The following is a 17,948-nucleotide window of genomic DNA, read 5'->3' as shown; positions in this document are numbered from 1 at the left end:
TTCAGCAATAAAACTACTACGAAATGAAAGAAGGATTAGCAGGCAAAATTGCCAAAGGCTTTATGGATTCGAAACTTACGGTACTACTAATGATCGTGTTTATGGTTATTGGAGTGTACAGTTCGTTTTTGATCCCCAGGGAAGAAGAACCCCAGATCGATGTACCAATGGCCGATATCTTTGTTGGTTATCCCGGTGCAAGCCCCACAGAACTTGAGTCGCGGGTGATACAACCGCTTGAGAAAATGGTTTCCAATATTCCAGGGGTAGAATATATCTATTCCACTTCAATGAAGGAACAGGGAATGGTGACCGTGCAATTTCTGGTGGGCGAAGATATTGAACGTTCCTATGTAAAGCTTTATAATGAACTTATGAAGCATATGGACCAGATGCCGCAGGGCGCCACGATGCCGCTGGTGAAGACCCGCGCCATCGATGATGTTCCCGTGCTGGGCCTTACCTTATGGAGTGAAACTTATGATGATTACCAGCTTAGGCAAATTGCCAATGAACTTACGCACGAAATAGAAAAAGTGCCCGATGTTTCCATTACCAACAAGATTGGTGGTCGTAGCAGGCAGGTACGTGTGGTGCTGGACAAGGAGAAAATGGCCTCCAGCGGAGTGGATTTCCTCGGCGTTGCTGAAATGATCCAGGCCAGCAATCAGCAGCTTTCCTCCGGAAGTTTTAATCAGAATGATACTGAATTCTTGGTGAACACAGGAAGTTTCCTGGAATCTGCTGAAGATGTGGAGACCCTTATCATTGGTACTCAGCAGCAACAGCCGGTTTATTTGTACCAGATTGCTGAAGTGATCGAAGGACCTGAATTACCTAAGGAATACGTTTCTTTTGGCTACGGAAAAGGTTCTGAAGCCGGAAATAATTTTTCTTCGGAATATCCTGCGGTGACCATATCGGTGGCTAAGGTCAAAGGTGCAGATGCTATGAAAATAGCCGATGTGATCATTGACAAGGTGGAACACCTGAAAACAAATCTTATTCCGGATGATGTACATGTAGAAGTTACCCGAAACTATGGAGAAACGGCTTCTCACAAGGTGGCAGAACTGCTGCTGCATTTGATTGGAGCCATTATCGCAGTTACCCTGGTAGTGATGCTGGCAATGGGCTGGCGCGGGGGATTGGTAGTTTTCCTTTCTGTCCCGGTTACCTTTGCACTTACGCTGCTAAGTTACTATTTACTGGATTACACATTAAATAGAATTACCCTTTTTGCTCTTGTATTTGTAACAGGGATCGTGGTGGATGACTCCATTATCATAGCCGAAAATATGCACCGGCATTTCAAGATGAAGCGGCTGCCGTTCAAGCAGGCTGCCCTTTATGCCATCAACGAAGTGGGGAACCCTACTATTCTTGCAACGTTCACGGTAATTGCTTCGGTATTGCCAATGGCCTTTGTAAGCGGATTGATGGGGCCATATATGAGCCCGATGCCTATTGGAGCTTCCATTGCAATGATTCTGTCATTGTTCGTAGCACTAACCATTACACCTTACCTGGGGCTAATTTTCCTAAGAGAAAAGGCTGGTAAAAAAGGCGAGGAAGAAAAAGCAGAACAAATTGAGGACACTAGAATCTATAAGATCTATAATAAACTGGAAAGGCCGCTTATTAATAACAAAAGAACCCGTTGGATCTTTCTAGGTACCACTATGCTGTTGTTGTTGGGCTCTGTAGCCTTGTTCTTCACCAAATCGGTTGCTGTGAAAATGCTTCCGTTTGACAACAAGAATGAATTCCAAGTGGTGATAGATATGCCTGAAGGCACAACTTTGGAGCGAACTGCAACGGTCTCTAGAGAAATTGGACAGCACCTGTCCCAAAGACCCGAGGTGGTGAATTACCAAAGTTATGTTGGAACATCTGCTCCTATAACCTTCAACGGACTCGTGAGGCATTATGACTTGAGAGGCGCAAGTAACACTGCGGATATTCAGGTAAACCTGAAAGACAAGAGCGAAAGAAGTGAACAAAGCCATGACATCGCGAAATTGCTAAGACCCGATATTCAGAAGATCGCGGCAAAGTTTGATGCCAATGTCAAGATCGTGGAAGTACCACCGGGACCTCCCGTAATGTCAACAATTGTTGCTGAAGTTTACGGACCCGATTATGAGAAGCAAATGGAAATTGCTGATGAGATCCAGGGAATCCTGAAACAAACTCCAGATGTGGTAGATGTGGATTGGATGGTAGAGGCAGACCAGACCGAATATCATTTCGAGATCGACAAGGAAAAAGCAATGCGCTATGGAATTGCTCCGCAGCAAATCGTTCATACAATGAATGCCGCTTTGGGAGAAAGAGCAATTGCACATTTATATGATGAAAATGCAACCCAAAGAGTCGGGATCATCCTTGCACTGGCAGAACAGGAAAAATCTACTCCGGTAGATATTTCCCAGATCAAGATGGTATCGCAAACCGGGCAAATGGTAAGTGTGGCAGATCTTGTTCAGATCCAGGAAAAGGTTAGGGAAAAAAGCATTTTCAGAAAGAATCAAAAACGCGTGGTCTATGTGCTGGCCGATATGGCCGGAGAGCTGGAGAGCCCTGTCTACGCCATCCTTGGAATGGAAGATAAATTAAAAGAGATCGAGCTTCCTGCAGGTTATGAACTTGACGAGCTTTACCTGCAACAACCTGAGCTGGAAGATGACTATACCGTAAAATGGGATGGAGAATGGCAAATAACCCTTGAGGTCTTTAGAGACTTGGGAATTGCCTTCCTAGGAGTGATCTTCATAATCTATATTCTTATCGTAGGCTGGTTTCAGAATTATCGCGCACCAATCGTGATGATGGTCGCTATCCCGCTTTCCCTTATTGGGATCGTACTGGGGCATTGGATTATGGGAGCTTTCTTTACCGCAACTTCTTTTATAGGGATGATTGCCCTTGCAGGAATTATGGTTAGGAACTCGGTGTTGCTCATCGACTTTGTGAACCTGCGGCTAGAAGACGGAATTCCGTTGAAACAGGCAGTGATAGAAGCTGGTGCCGTGCGAACTACTCCAATCCTTTTAACTGCAGGAACTGTTGTAATAGGAGCATTCGTGATTCTCTTTGACCCAATTTTCCAGGGGCTGGCGATCTCTCTAATGGGAGGAACTATTGTCTCAACTATCCTTACGCTGCTGGTAGTGCCGTTAGTGTACTATATGATAGAGCGGAAAAAGTATGAAGGCCTTGATGCGAAAACAAATGTGATGCAAAAAAGAGAGAATGAGGAGGTGATGTAAATCAGTTGTCAGTTGTGGGTTGTGAGTTTGTGTAAATGGCTAGAATTACGAGTTTCTTCCCCACAGTCTGCGGCGGAAAAGAAAATAACTGATAACCGAGAACTGACAACAACTTTTAAACTATAAACATTAAACCTAATAAAATGAAGCTACTAATAGTAACAAGTGTTGCTGAATTTCAGAAAGAGATCCTCAACATCTTTAAAAAGGCAAATATTGAAGCCTTTAGCCGTACTGAAATAGACGGTTATAAAAACACCAACTCGGTCATTGCTACCGTGAGCTGGTTTCCGGGAGAAAAAGGCGGGAACGAATCGCTTATGTTCTTCTCCTTTACCGAAAATGAAAAGATCGAACTGCTGTTTGATTTAGTTTCAGAATTTAATGAGAACCTGGAAACCAATAATCCTATAAGGGTGGCAGTGGTTAACATTGAAAATTATATCTAATCCTAAAATTAATTAAAATGAAAAACAGAGTTGTACGTGGAATAGCAGGAACCTTTGTGATTGTTAGCCTTCTATTAGCCGTCTATGTAAATATAAACTGGTTGTGGTTTACCGCTTTTGTAGGCGCAAACCTGCTTCAATCCTCTCTTACCCACTGGTGTCTTATGGATAAGATCCTGGAAAGGCTGGGAGTGACAGATGAAGTGAAACCCGGCCAAAAGTGCTAGATAATCGGGAAGATTCCTGGAATTCAGCTTAAAAATAGTTTTAAAACTGGATCTGAACTATATTCTAAAAATAAGCTCGAGGGAGAAAAAATTCTTAGGAAATTCACATAAGATTAATAATTCCTTTTTCTTCCCACGCTAGAAAACAATTAACTTTAAGGGTAATCAAAAAAAAACTATATTATGAGCTATTATTTTTCAAAAATCCTAAACGATTCATTCGAGGAGGCTATAGATAAAGTGACCAAAGAATTAAAAGAGGAAGGTTTTGGTATTCTTACTGAAATAGATGTAAAGGAAACCTTCAAAAAGAAACTCGATGTAGATTTTAGAAAGTACAGAATTCTTGGAGCTTGCAACCCGAAAATGGCCCACCAGGCAATTTCTGCTGAAAGCAAGATTGGTACAATGCTACCTTGCAACGTAATTGTACAGGAAACAGAAGATGGAAAAACTGAAGTTTCTGCAGTAGATCCTGTGGCTTCTATGACTGCTGTAGAGAACAACAAACTTGGAGATATTGCACAAGACGTGCGCTCTAAACTAAAAACGGTGATCGAAAGACTTTCTTAGATCTCGGTCATCAAATTTCTTAAATTTTAATTTCAGGATGGTTATTATGCCATCCTGTTTTTTTTTTGCTTTCCCTTGTTTTCTAATCGGTTATGTAACAAAAGTGACTGTAGTAAGAAGACTTAAGTAGTAGTTTTGTCTTTCAATTCTGTATTCTTCAATACAGATTAACATGATTTTCAAATAAACTTTTTAAGATGAAAACAGAAGATTTAATTAAACATAATAAGGGAACTATAGTTGATGTAAGGACAGTTAGGGAATTTATGGGAGGAAGTGTTTCTACCGCCGTAAATATCCCGTTAAATGAAATTCCACTAAAACTTGATGAATTGAAAGAATTGGAATCTCCCTTGATTCTATGTTGTGCCTCGGGAAATAGAAGCGGACAGGCTGCAAACTATCTCAGCAGGCAGGGATTTGATTGTGTAAATGGCGGATCGTGGCTTGAAGTCAATTTTTTAACCTCAGAAACAGCATAAGTATGATTTCAAAACTTAAAGAGCTTTTAGGTATAAAACCTACTCCCAATTATAAAGAACTACTTCAGGAAGGTGGAATTATCGTAGATGTAAGAAGTAAAGCAGAATTCTCGGATGGTCATATTAAAGGATCAAAAAATATTCCTTTACAAACGCTATCTGCAAATCTTAATAAACTAAAAGATAAAAATAAACCAATAATTACCTGTTGCGCTTCGGGGATGAGAAGTGCTTCAGCCAAAAGTGTATTAAAATCTAACGGATTCTCGAATGTTCACAACGGCGGAAGCTGGGCCGCACTAAACAGTAAAATATCATCTTAATATGCTAAAAAGAATTGCTACCGGTTGGACGTGGATAAGAGCTGCCTATTTTTTAATAGGAACCTTCGTAATTGTGCAAAGTGCATTTGAAGGAGAATGGATTGGTATCCTTCTCGGCGTCTGGCCTGCTGCTATGGGGCTTTTCGGACTTGCCTGTGCGGGAGGAAATTGTTCTACCGGAACTTGCGAAGTAAAATCAGGTGGAGATTCTAATCATTAGAAACTACTATTCTTTAAAAAACTGGCTATAGGTAACAGGTTTCTTTAAATAGGCAGCTAATACTTTCTCATTACTATATCTTCCCACAGTATTGACAAAACCACTGCCCCATCTGCTGAAAAGTTTAAGATTTTAGTGCTATTAGCGTACTCCATTACTAACATTCTTAACCCAGGATAGACAGTCTACCCAATGATTTTGACTTTCGCATTTCGCCATTCGGCTAGAGGTGCTAAAGCCCCTTAAGCTTAAAAAAATCTTCAAAGGACATACCTTCTTCTATCTTTAATTTTTTTCTTAATCTGTGCCGGGCCACTTTAATAGAGTTCAGGGAAATACCAAATAATGTAGCAATTTGTTGAGAAGGAAAATTTAACTTAATCAGTGCACATAGACGCAATTCCCTATCAGTAAGAGAAGGGTTCTCCTTTTTTAAGCTGGGTATAAAACTGGGATGTACCTGTTTAAATATGGAGTAGAATTGTTTCCATTCGGTATCGATGGCCAAACTATCGTCTATTTTTCCTACGATTTGATCGAAAAATTTTTTAAGCTCAATATGCTTTTTTCCTTCCGCAATAAAATCTTCCTTTATTTCAACTAGTAAGTTATTTTTATGAACGGTTCTCAAGGTACTATTAGTAAGTTCTTCAGTTTTAAATTTCAATTCATCACTCAACCTTTTTTGCTTGAGTTGCTCATTTTGTCTTTCCGTTTCCAATAATTCCAATTCATTTTTATAGGCCTTATCCTTTTCTTTTTCTACTTCCCTGGTTCTAATAGCAACAATCTTTTTAAAATCATCACGCTGTTTTTTAATATTTCTATTACGCCAGTTGGTAAGAAAAAATATACTCAAGCCTAATAACAATAATGAGATTACTTGCACTTCCCGGCGTTGCCAAAAAGCAGGTAACACCAAAAACTCAATATTTGCTTTATGAATGGAGGGTTCCTCTGTACCCTTTTTAGTTGTCACATGTAAATTATATGCTCCGGGAGCAAGATTGGAAAAAGTTATGGAATTAAGTTTGTTTAAAGCTTGCCACTCATTATTTAAGCCCTCTAACTTATAAAAATACTCTGTGTCTTCAAGATCGAAATAATTGGAACTCGAAAAATTAACGGTGAAAAGGCTAAAATCCGCCTGGAGTTTTAAAATATCCGATCCTTGCTTATCCAAAAAACCGGAAGGTTCTATTTCTCTAGAACCTTCCTCTTCAACTATTTTAAAACCCGTAAAAAAAACACGTGGTTGAGATATCTTCTGATGTAGGCTTTCTGGTTCAAAGTATGATAAACCTTCATTTCCCGCGAAATAAATACGACCAGAATTACTTAAACTCGCCTCCCCTCCACGAAAAGGAGTAATCCCATCCTGTATTCCAAAATTACTAATCGTGTCATTATTTATTCGGCTTAACCCGAGGTTGGTACTAAGCCAAATATTTTTTTGATGGTCTATTAGAATGCCGCGGACTATTTTTCCGTATAAGCCTTTCTGCACCCCTATTCGTTCAAATTTTTTATCTCTTCGGGAATACCTGTTTAATCCAAAACCATAGGTTCCTACATAAACCGATAAATCCGGACCTTCCTGAATTGAGAGTATATGGTTTCCACTTAAGCTCGTATCATTCTTATCAGAAGCATAAAAACTATCTAACCATTTACCTTCTGCAGATAGAATATTTAGCCCATTTTCAGTACCTACCCAGATTTCCCCTTTTGCATCCTTATAGAGGCTGGTTATTCTATTATCACTTAGACCTTCGCAGGTTTGGGTATTTAGCCGTTGTATAATGTTAAGCTGCTCATTGTAAACTACAATTCCATTTGTAGTTCCTACCCAAATATGTCCATCTGATCCTTTTTCAATAGCGTAAATACCACCTAAACTTTCTTTTCCTATGAAACTTATAAATTTATGTTTATTGGTATCATAAATATTCAAGCCTTTTCTTAATGAGCCTATCCAAATACGCTCTTTTTCATCCTCCAACATGGAAAGAATAATATCGCCCGATAGATCCTTGTCGTTATTTTTGTCATCAATAAAAATATCAACCTCACCTGTTTTTGGATTATACTTTCGTAAGCCATTTCTCCCGGCTGTGATCCACAGATTAGCCTGGGAATCTTCAAGAATTCGGGAGCCTTGTTTATCTGTCTGAAAAGCTAATTTATGTGGAGAAACATTATATACATTCATACGATCCTCAAAGTAGCTAATGCCACCGTGAACGGTACCCGCAAATATTACGTTATGCATCCCCCTACCAAAACAAAAAATTGAATTATCCGATAATCCCCATTCACCATCTTCCTGTTTAAAATAGGTGAATTTGTCCTTTACCGGCTCATACAAATTAATCCCACCTCCATCAGTCCCTATAAAAAACCGCTCATTATTACCCTCATATAATCCCAGAACTACATTGTTATTAATACTTTCTCCTCTTTTAGCCTTAGCTGTATAGTGACTTAGTTCTTTAGACTCCAAATTATATCTATAAAGGCCATTACCTAAGGTAGCTATCCATACTTGACTTTGACTATCAACTAAAATATCACTAATGGGATTATGATTTTCTATTTCTTGTAAAGGATGCAATGCTTTTGATCGTGGATCAAAACTCCAGACTTCACCGTTACTTGTTCCCAGCCATATCTTTCCATACCTATCCTCTGAAAGGGAAATAATATCCGCATTGGGAAAGCTCGGGTTTAACTGGCAGGCATTAAAGCTATAATTCTTTTTACCTTCCTGAATAAAATAAAATTTTCCTGTGCTTCCCCCAATCCAGAAATCGTGAGAATTGGAAATGGAAATGCTAAAAATCTTCTGGTTAAAGATAGTATCAGTGGCTTTCTTACCCACGGGACGATAAAGCTCAAATCGGTCTTTTTCCTTACTATAGTTGTATAAACCTCTATCGGTTCCAACCAAGATATTATTTTCTCCTTTTACCCGTAACTGGTAAATAGTAATGCTGTTAGCTAAAGGATACAATCTTACCTGATCTCCGTCGTACCTATTGACACCAAATTTTGTAGCAGCCCAAATAATTCCATTTTGATCCTGCATCACCTGATTTATTCTGTTATCAGAAAAACCATCACTCATATCTAAATGCTCAAACTGCAAAACAGGTTCTTGCGCATAAGTTACTATTGACACAAAAATACATATGGTTTTAAAAAAAATACTCTTAAAAAAGTGTGAAGTGAAACTATTAAATAACAAAATTCCTAGCCTTGTAAATGGATATAAAAACATATATATGTGATTATGAGTAATTTATAGGTATTTGCTAACTCAAAAGTAATGTTAATGTAACCCAAATGTATACCCGCAAAATACAAATTTATTTAACATATCTATAAATTCGTCTTCACAAATAATTAATCCGAAAACGATATAGTCTGCAGTTTCTTATAAAATCGAAACTTTTTTGAGATGCAATTTTAATAAAACTTAAATTTTAATCCTTAAAAATTAACATAAACAATATGCATGAAAAAATACTTACTACTAATTAATTTTCAACAGGTTGAAAAATAGGAGATTTTACTAACTAAATACCAATAAATTTTTATAAGATGAAAAGATTTTTGACTTTTTGCACGATCTTATTATCGTGTCAATCAATTTTAATAGCACAGGAATCTATTACCGTTTCGGGAAAAGTAACCGAAATGGAATCCGGGATACCGGTACCCAGTGCTAATATTATAGAAAAGGGAACCTCTAACGGTGCTATGACCAACTTCGATGGAGAGTTCAGTATCGAAGTACCATCTAATGCCATTCTAAGTATTTCCTATATTGGTTATGCTACTAAGGAAGTTCCTGTAGATGGAAATGCTACGCTGAACATACAACTGGAAACAGAAGAATCGGCACTTGAAGAAGTTGTAGTGGTTGGATATGGTACGCAGAAAAAAGCGAATCTTACAGGTGCTGTTACTACAGTTGATTCCGAAGTTCTTCAATCCAGACCTGTACCCAATGTTAGTCAAATGCTACAAGGGGTAGTGCCTGGGTTAAATTTTCAAACTTCTGGCCTGGGAGGCGAGCTAAATTCAGGTCTTAACTTTAATATTAGGGGTTCCGGTACTATTGGATCCGGGTCTAACTCAGCTCCCCTGGTTTTAGTAGATGGTATGGAAGCAGACCTTGATGCTATTAACCCACAAATAATTGAATCCATTACTGTATTAAAAGATGCAGCTGCTTCTGCAGTATATGGTTCCAGAGCTGCATTTGGAGTCATACTGATTACCACCAAAGATGGTAAACCTGGAGCCCCGAGAATCAATTACAGCAATAATTTCCGCTTTACCTCGCCTCTTCACGTTCCCAATATGATGGACTCGCATACCTTTGCACTATACTGGAATGAAGCCGCCGACAATTCTGGACAAGCACCTCCTTTTTCCCAGGAAGTTATAGAAAGAATAGTACAGTATCAAAACGGTGAAATAGATTATGGGACAGTACCTAATGCTACTGGAGACAGGTTTCAATATTATACTGGTTCTAATGCAAATACAGATTGGTTTGACGAGCTTTATAAAGATTTTTCTTTTTCACAAGAGCATAATATAAGTCTTAGCGGAGGTACTGAAAAGACAACATATTACACATCAGCCAGGTTTATGGATCAGAATGGTTTACTAGCCTATGGCGAAGATACCTTTGATGATTATGATTTTACAGGAAAACTAAATACAGAAATAACTGATTGGATCAGCTTCAATTATAGTACAAGATTTTCTAGAAAAAATTATAATAAAGCTACTCAGCAGAGCGGATTATTTTATCACAACATTGCCAGAAGATGGCCTACCGTACCTGTTAGAGATCCAAATGGAAATTTCGGAGACGCTTCTGGAGAGATCGTCCAGCTAGAACAGGGAGGACGCACAGATAATCTTACAGATAGATTATTTATGCAGGGACAATTTACAATTACTCCTTTAGAAGGGTGGAATATTTATGCCATTGGTAACTATAAACTCACCAATAACAACAATCACGTCAACGTGCTTCCAGCTTACGCTTATGATGTGGCAGGTGATCCTTTTCCTGTATCAGTGGGATGGAACTCCCCTGGATATAGCTCCGTTTACGAATATCACCGCAAAGAGGATTATTATAGTACAAACATTTATACTGATTACACCTTTGATTTAAATGACACACATAATTTTAAAGTGATGGCCGGCTATAATTCTGAAGTAACCAAGTACAGAACAATTGGTGCTTCCAGAAGTGGTTTAATAACTCCAGACCTTCCCACAATAAATACGGCTACAGATGAAAGTAGAGCGACGGAAGGACAGTATCAGCACTGGGCAGTGGCAGGATATTTCGGTAGGTTAAATTATAATTTCGAGGAAAAGTACCTATTAGAACTAAATGCCAGATATGATGGCTCCTCTCGATTTATAGATGATAAACGCTGGAATTTATTTCCTTCTGTATCGGCAGGATGGAACATTGCCAAGGAAGATTTTTGGAATTTGGATGCTATAAAATTATTTAAATTAAGAGGTTCATATGGTGAATTGGGAAATCAGAATACAAGTAACTGGTATCCTTTCTATCAGTCCATGCCAATTGGTACGGCTAATGGAAACTGGTTGTTAAATGGAGAAAGGCCGAACACATCGGGTGCTCCGGGTTTAGTTAGTTCTCAACTTACCTGGGAAAGAGTAACGAGTTGGAACCTGGGATTGGATTTAGCTTTACTTAAAAATAGATTAAACTTAAGTTTAGAATACTTCAATCGAAAAACCTTGGATATGGTAGGGCCCGCACCAGAGCTACCTGCCATTCTGGGAACAGCAGTACCTCGAATTAATAACGCTGATATGGAATCTACTGGTTTTGAAGCGGAAATTAATTGGAGAGATCAAATCGGAGATTTTAATTACAGTATAAGAGGAACTTTTTCAGATTCTCAACAGAAAGTTCTTAATTACCCTAATCCAACTAATAGTATTTCGGATTGGTACGATGGTAGAATGATGGGTGAGATTTGGGGGTATACCACTCTAGGTATTGCCCAAACCGATGAAGAAATGCAGAATCACTTAGAAAATACCAGTCAAAACCAACTAGGCAGTAACTGGGAAGCCGGTGATATTATGTATGCTGATCTCAACGGTGATGGTGAAGTCAATTCCGGAAATGGAACATTGGAAGATACCGGTGATTTATCAGTAATAGGCAATTCCACGCCACGCTATAGGTTTGGAATTGATTTAAGTGGTGATTACAAAAAATTTGATTTCCGGATATTCCTACAGGGTTTTGGAAAAAGAGATTATATGCCAAACGGGCCTTATTTCTGGGGAGCTAGCGGTGGAATGTGGCAATCTGCAGGATTTGATGAGCATATGGATTTCTTTAGAGATGAAGATTCCCAGATGGTTCAGGCAGGTATCGCAGAGGTGAATCGCGATGCTTATTATCCTCGCCCATTATTCGGTAGCGGGAAAAATCAACAGACTCAAACACGATACATACAGGATGCTTCTTATTTAAGAGTGAAAAATGTCCAACTGGGTTATTCCTTTGAAGCATTCCAGAAATCCAGAGTCAGATTCTACATTTCAGGTGAAAACCTACTTACTTTTTCAGATATGATAGATATTTTCGATCCTGAATCTATAGGACTGGGAGGCTGGAATGATGGAAAAACTTATCCTTACTCCCAGGTATTTTCTGTTGGTCTTAATGTCAATTTCTAAAAATTTAAAAAATAAGTAATTATGAAATCAATAAAATCAATTTTTGTCTATATGGCATTAATGCTTCTGGCGGGTTGTGAAGCCGATGAGTTCCTGGATAGAGAACCTCTATCTGATGTTACCCCGAAAGACTATTTGAATAGAGAAGCAGACCTTGCAGCTTATACTATAGCAAGATATAATTTTCCAACACATGGCGGTTGGAATATAGGAACATTTGGTATGGATAACCATACAGATAATCAAGCAACATCAGGTCACAGTAATATTTGGGCACCCGGTGAATGGAGGGTTTCACAGTCGGGTGGAAGCTGGAATTTTGGAAATATTCGTCAGTTAAACTATTTTTTAGAGACCGTACTTCCAAGGTGGGAAGCAGGAGATATTGAAGGTAGTCCCCAATATGTTGAACACTATATCGGTGAGGCTTATTTCCTCCGTGCTTACGAGTATTTTCAAAAAATTCAGGAATTAGGTGATTTTCCCATAGTGACAAATACCCTTGAAGATGATATGGAACAATTAATTGCAGAATCTGAGCGAAGACCAAGAAATGAAGTAGCACGTTTTGTTCTTTCTGATCTTGAGCATGCTATTGAATTACTTCAAGATGTACCGCCAAACGGAAAAAACAGGATTTCAAAATACACTGCCCTTTTATTAAAATCAAGAGTCGCTCTTCATGAAGGAAGTTGGTTAACTTACCATAAAGACACCCCTTTTGTACCCGGAGGACCAGATTGGCCAGGTGCGGGAGTTATAAGTGATTTTAGTATAGACATTGATACAGAAATTGATTTTTTCCTGACCGAGGCCATGGAGGCATCCGCACAGGTGGCAGATAATATTTCTTTGGCACAAAATATTCCAGGTGAAGATATTGGTTATGATTCGTCCGGCAATCCATACTTTACGATGTTTGGTTCCGAAAATTTAGAATCATATGACGAAGTTTTACTATGGAGAGACTACGACCCAACCCTTGGTATAAGCCATAACGTTAACCACTATATTAATCAAAATGGGGGGAACTCGGGATACACACGCAGTTTTGTGGACAATTTTCTGATGGATAACGGTCTGCCCATTTATGCGTCTGGTTCAGGTTATGCAGGTGATGATTTTCTTCAAGATGTTAAAGAAAATCGCGACCACAGACTTCAGCTTTTTATGAAAGCCCCGGGAGAATTACGACTTACAGATGCTGTCGATTCTGATGGAAGTCCTCTTCTTATTGGAATACCCGATATTATAGGTTTGCAAGAAACAAAAGACGTGACCGGATATTCTGTAAAAAAAGGATTTTCTTACCTGGAAAGCAATGTAGAAGGTAATAGTGGCTCAACTGGTAGTATCGTATTTCGTGCCGCTGAAGCCTACCTAAATTATATTGAAGCTTCCTATTTGATGGAGGGAAGTATAAATGAAAAAGCCGGGCAATATTGGGAAGCCATTAGATCTAGAGCAGGGATAGAGCCGGATTACGAAATAACTGTTTCTGCAACCGATATGGCTAAAGAAGCTGAAAATGATTTTGCGGCTTATTCTGCTGGAGAATTACTAAATGATCCAGTATTATACAATATTAGAAGGGAAAGACGAAGTGAATTAATAGCAGAAGGAATGCGTCTTTTTGATCTAAAACGCTGGAGAGCACTGGATCAGTTAAAGAGTGAACCTCATATTATCGAAGGTTTTAAAGTTTGGGGCCCCATGGAGGAGTGGTATGAGGATGAAGACGGAAATTCTTTGTTGATAGAACCCGGCCAGGGAGGTGTACCAAATGTTTCGAGTAGTGAAGAAAGTAATTACTTAATGCCTTATCGAATAAATACTGGTTCCGGTAATCCTGTAAGCGATGGATTCTCCTGGGCTTTTGCACATTATTTAAATCCTATTGCAACAGAACATTTCCTTATCACAGGTCCTGAGGGGTCAACAGATCCTTCAAACTCTATAATTTATCAAAATCCCGGATGGTCTACACAGGCAGGTACCGGGGCTGAATTCTAATTATTTTATCTGATTGGATTTAAAAGATTATAATAATTAGTAAAAGGATTATGGAGGATGTAGGCAGCCAATACGCTTATGCTTAAGCATTATAGCAACCTACTTCTGTCCACGATTCAGAACAAATAGAAGGTTTTTTGAATAGCCATAAAAGACAGGTTTGAAATAGTAACCTGTCTTTTTATTACCAGTATTTATAAAAAATCTTAAACATATATAACTCAAAATTTATATAAATTGAATGATAGAATTGCAACGTATTTTTAAACTATATAGATGAAAATTTATCTAAAACCTTATATATATCTTTTAATATTTAATTCGTTGGGGCTTATCCCCTTACAAGTGAAAAGCCAGAATATCACCTCTCCCAATATCGTACTAATTTATGCGGATGATCTTGGATACGGAGATATTAGCAATTATGGAGGGTATATTCCTACTCCGCATATAGACAACTTAGCTAAAAATGGTTTAAAATTCACCAATGCCTATGCAGCTGCAGCAACTTGCACGCCTTCCCGATATGCCATGCTTACAGGGGAATATGCCTGGAGAAAGAAGGGTACAGGGGTGGCGCCAGGCGATGCTACGAGTCTTATATTACCCGGAAGCACTACTTTGCCAGGAGTTTTACAAAAAGCTGGCTATAAAACTGCGGTAGTAGGAAAATGGCATCTTGGCTTGGGAAAAGAGGCTCCGATTAATTGGAATAAAGATATTAAACCGGGTCCTTTGGAAATAGGTTTTGACTATGCCTACCTCCTACCCGCTACGGGCGATAGGGTACCTACGGTTTTTGTAGAAAACCACCGTGTAGTAAACCTCGATCCTAAAGACCCAATAATTGTAAGCTATCGAAAAAACTTAGATGGCAACCCTACCGGAGACAAAAACCCCGAACAATTAAAAATGATGTATTCCCACGGGCATAACCAAAGCATCACCAACGGAATAAGCCGGATTGGTTATATGAGCGGAGGAGAAAAAGCACTATGGCAGGATGAAGATATTGCCGATATACTTATACAGAAATCTATAGAATTCCTGAAGGAGAATAAAAACAATCCTTTTTTTCTTTTCCTATCTACCCATGATATTCACGTACCGCGTGTTCCACACGAACGTTTTGCAGGGGTTACTGGAAAAGGACCCAGAGGTGATGTTATTGTTCAGTTAGATCATACGGTAGGTGCTATTGAAAAAGCACTTGAAAAATTAAATTTGGAGGAAAATACATTAATCATTTTTACTAGTGATAACGGTCCTGTTTTAGATGATGGATATCTGGATGGTGCCAAAGAAAATTTAGGAAACCACAATCCATTTGGCCAATTTAGAGGAGGGAAATATAGTGCTTATCAAGCGGGTACCCGTATTCCTCTTATCGTTAAGTGGAAAGGAAAAATAAGTCCGGGTAGCAAATCTTCGGCCTTAATAAGCCAGGTAGATTTTTTAAGATCTTTTGCGGCTTTAACGAGTCAAAATATAGCGAAAAATAAGGCTATAGATAGTCAAAACCAATGGAAAGCCCTTATAGGAGAGCAAGCAAAAGCTAGGAAGTCTCTGGTACAGCAAGCCATTAGAAATGTACTATCATATGTTGAGGGGGATTATAAGTATATAGAACCTCATTCCGGCCCCACCAAGGTGCCCTGGGGTGTTAACATAGAAACCGGATTTAAAGGAAACCCACAATTATACAACCTAAGAAAAGACCCTGGAGAAACAGAAAATCTAGTTTCAAAAATGCCGGAAAAAATGAAGAAGATGAAAGAGGAGTTGAAGAAAGTCAGGAATTCTAAATCACTAAATATTACCAATAAACAATAACGAGAATCTAAATTAAATCCCATGCCCAATTACAGAGTTTTCCTTTGTTCGCTAGCTTTAGCAACAGCTTTGTTTTCTTGTAAAAACGAAGAAGAGACAAAAAATACAGAAGAAAAAAAACGTCCTAATATTGTCTTTATGATGTCTGACGATCACGCATATCAAGCAATAAGTGCGTATAGTGATAAGCTAATTAACACCCCGAATATCGATAGGCTGGCGCAGGAAGGTGTTCTTTTCGACAATGCCTCGGTGACCAATTCTATTTGTGCACCTTCCCGTGCGGTCATTTTAACTGGCAAGCACAGTCATTTAAATGGAAAAATTGACAACCTAAGTCAATTTGATACTACCAATGTAACTTTTCCGCAAATCTTACAAGATGCCGGATACCAAACCGCTATGTTTGGAAAATTACACTTTGGAAACAACCCAAAAGGCTTTGATGAATTTAAAATCCTACCCGGACAGGGAAGTTATTACAACCCTCGATTTATAACCAAGGACGGTGACACCGTAATAGATGGATATGTTACCGATATAATTACAGATCTCACCATAAACTGGTTGGAAAAAGAACGTGATAAGGAAAAACCATTCTTATTGATGTATTTACACAAAGCTCCACACCGCGCCTGGTTACCGGCTGAAAGGCATTATAAAGAATTCACAAAAAAAGAATTCCCTTTACCGGAAACCCTTTTCGATGACTATACCCGTATTCAACCGGACGGTTTAAAACCAAGTTCTCCCGAATTTTCTTCGCAGAAAAATAATTTTGAACAGCCAAAAAATCGTAAAAGTACAGCAGCACAATCTGCAGAGATGAACATTCTGGACCATATGATCCTTACCAACGATACTAAATTAGAGGATAGCGTGGTTAAAAAATTGGGGATTAAGGAGCGTTACTTAGGCGATCCTACAAAAAGAATGAACCCGGAACAAAAAGCTGCCTGGGATAGAGTTTACACCCCAATTAATAAAGAGTTTGCCGAAAAATATCCAGAAATGGATGATGAGGACCTTATGAAATGGAAGTATCAGCGTTACATGCAAGATTACCTGGGAACTATTGCTTCAGTAGATGAAAACGTAGGTCGGGTTCTGGATTATTTAGATGATAATGACTTATCTGATAATACAATAGTGGTTTATACTTCAGATCAAGGCTTCTATTTAGGAGAGCACGGTTGGTTCGATAAACGATTTATGTATGAAGAATCTTTTCGAACTCCTTTGCTTATAAAATGGCCCAACAAGATAAAAGCAGGTATCACCGAAGAGGAAATGGTACAAAACCTGGATTTTGCACAAACCTTTTTAGATGCTGCCGGTGTAAATGCTCCAGATGAAATGCAGGGTAAAAGTTTATTACCATTATTAACGGGAGAAAAAGAGGCCTGGGATAGAGATGCTGTTTATTACCATTATTATGAATATCCTGCCGAGCATGCTGTAAAAAGACATTATGGTATTGCTACTAAAGATTATAAGATCATTCACTTTTACTATGATATAGATGAATGGGAACTTTATGACCGTAAAAACGATCCGCAAGAATTACACAATGTTTTTTACGATCCAGATTATGCCGAAGTAAGGGAGATGATGATAAAAAAATTAGAAGAAACCCGAAAGAAATATAAAGATTCCGAAAAACTAGATAAGCAATTTATAAAGGTTTACGAAGATAAAAAAGTTTAAGTTTTAAGTATGCAAATATTCAATTTCAACAGAAACTCTGGAGCTAAATCTTCGGAGTTTCTTCAAGCGATACTGCGAAACTTACCC

Annotated in this window: 12 protein-coding genes; 11 read left to right on the top strand and 1 reads right to left on the bottom strand. The window is 38.5% G+C overall.

Going from position 1 to position 17,948, the window contains the following annotated elements:
- Positions 1–23: 23 nt before the first annotated feature.
- From B5488_RS16340 to B5488_RS16310, 7 genes are all read left to right on the top strand, one after another.
- On the top strand, positions 24–3,272 hold the full coding sequence (locus B5488_RS16340; RefSeq protein ID WP_079736223.1) for an efflux RND transporter permease subunit: 3,249 nt from the start codon (positions 24–26) through the stop codon (positions 3,270–3,272).
- Positions 3,273–3,415: 143 nt separating this feature from the next.
- On the top strand, positions 3,416–3,721 hold the full coding sequence (locus B5488_RS16335; RefSeq protein ID WP_079736222.1) for a hypothetical protein: 306 nt from the start codon (positions 3,416–3,418) through the stop codon (positions 3,719–3,721).
- Between the two features lie 17 nt (positions 3,722–3,738).
- Positions 3,739–3,948 (top strand): YgaP family membrane protein, encoded by a 210-nt coding sequence (locus B5488_RS16330; RefSeq protein ID WP_079736221.1) that lies wholly within the window; start codon positions 3,739–3,741, stop codon positions 3,946–3,948.
- A gap of 183 nt (positions 3,949–4,131) precedes the next feature.
- The gene (locus B5488_RS16325; RefSeq protein ID WP_079736220.1) at positions 4,132–4,521 is read left to right on the top strand and encodes a DUF302 domain-containing protein; all 390 of its coding nucleotides are present in this window, start codon (positions 4,132–4,134) and stop codon (positions 4,519–4,521) included.
- A 197-nt stretch (positions 4,522–4,718) separates the two neighbouring features.
- Entirely contained in the window at positions 4,719–5,003 is a 285-nt protein-coding gene (locus B5488_RS16320; protein ID WP_079736219.1) for a rhodanese-like domain-containing protein, read from the top strand.
- A 2-nt stretch (positions 5,004–5,005) separates the two neighbouring features.
- Complete coding sequence (locus B5488_RS16315) at positions 5,006–5,326, top strand: rhodanese-like domain-containing protein (protein WP_079736218.1); 321 nt, start codon at positions 5,006–5,008, stop codon at positions 5,324–5,326.
- A 1-nt stretch (position 5,327) separates the two neighbouring features.
- Entirely contained in the window at positions 5,328–5,546 is a 219-nt protein-coding gene (locus B5488_RS16310) for a hypothetical protein (RefSeq protein ID WP_079736217.1), read from the top strand.
- Positions 5,547–5,778: 232 nt separating this feature from the next.
- Here B5488_RS16310 and B5488_RS16305 read toward each other — a convergent pair whose 3' ends face one another.
- Positions 5,779–8,727, bottom strand: coding sequence for a ligand-binding sensor domain-containing protein (locus tag B5488_RS16305; RefSeq protein WP_170065307.1), 2,949 nt, complete (start codon positions 8,725–8,727; stop codon positions 5,779–5,781).
- 422 nt (positions 8,728–9,149) lie between these two features.
- On the opposite strand from B5488_RS16305, the gene B5488_RS16300 reads away from it, so the two are divergent.
- The 4 genes from B5488_RS16300 to B5488_RS17920 all read left to right on the top strand — a co-directional run bounded on the left by B5488_RS16300 (position 9,150) and on the right by B5488_RS17920 (position 17,861).
- Entirely contained in the window at positions 9,150–12,308 is a 3,159-nt protein-coding gene (locus tag B5488_RS16300; protein WP_079736215.1) for a SusC/RagA family TonB-linked outer membrane protein, read from the top strand.
- A 21-nt stretch (positions 12,309–12,329) separates the two neighbouring features.
- A complete protein-coding gene (locus tag B5488_RS16295; protein ID WP_079736214.1) occupies positions 12,330–14,321 on the top strand; it encodes a RagB/SusD family nutrient uptake outer membrane protein in 1,992 nt (663 codons plus the stop codon).
- Positions 14,322–14,597: 276 nt separating this feature from the next.
- Positions 14,598–16,154, top strand: a complete 1,557-nt coding sequence (locus tag B5488_RS17925) for a sulfatase family protein (RefSeq protein ID WP_106197134.1) — start codon at positions 14,598–14,600, stop codon at positions 16,152–16,154.
- A gap of 21 nt (positions 16,155–16,175) precedes the next feature.
- Complete coding sequence (locus tag B5488_RS17920; protein WP_106197135.1) at positions 16,176–17,861, top strand: sulfatase family protein; 1,686 nt, start codon at positions 16,176–16,178, stop codon at positions 17,859–17,861.
- The last annotated feature ends 87 nt before the right edge of the window (positions 17,862–17,948 follow it).

It is taken from the genome of Salegentibacter salegens (assembly GCF_900142975.1).
In the GTDB taxonomy this organism is placed as follows: Bacteria; Bacteroidota; Bacteroidia; order Flavobacteriales; family Flavobacteriaceae; genus Salegentibacter; species Salegentibacter salegens.
The sequence above is the reverse complement of the archived record's forward strand: the minus strand, read 5'-3'. Positions and strand labels throughout refer to the sequence as shown.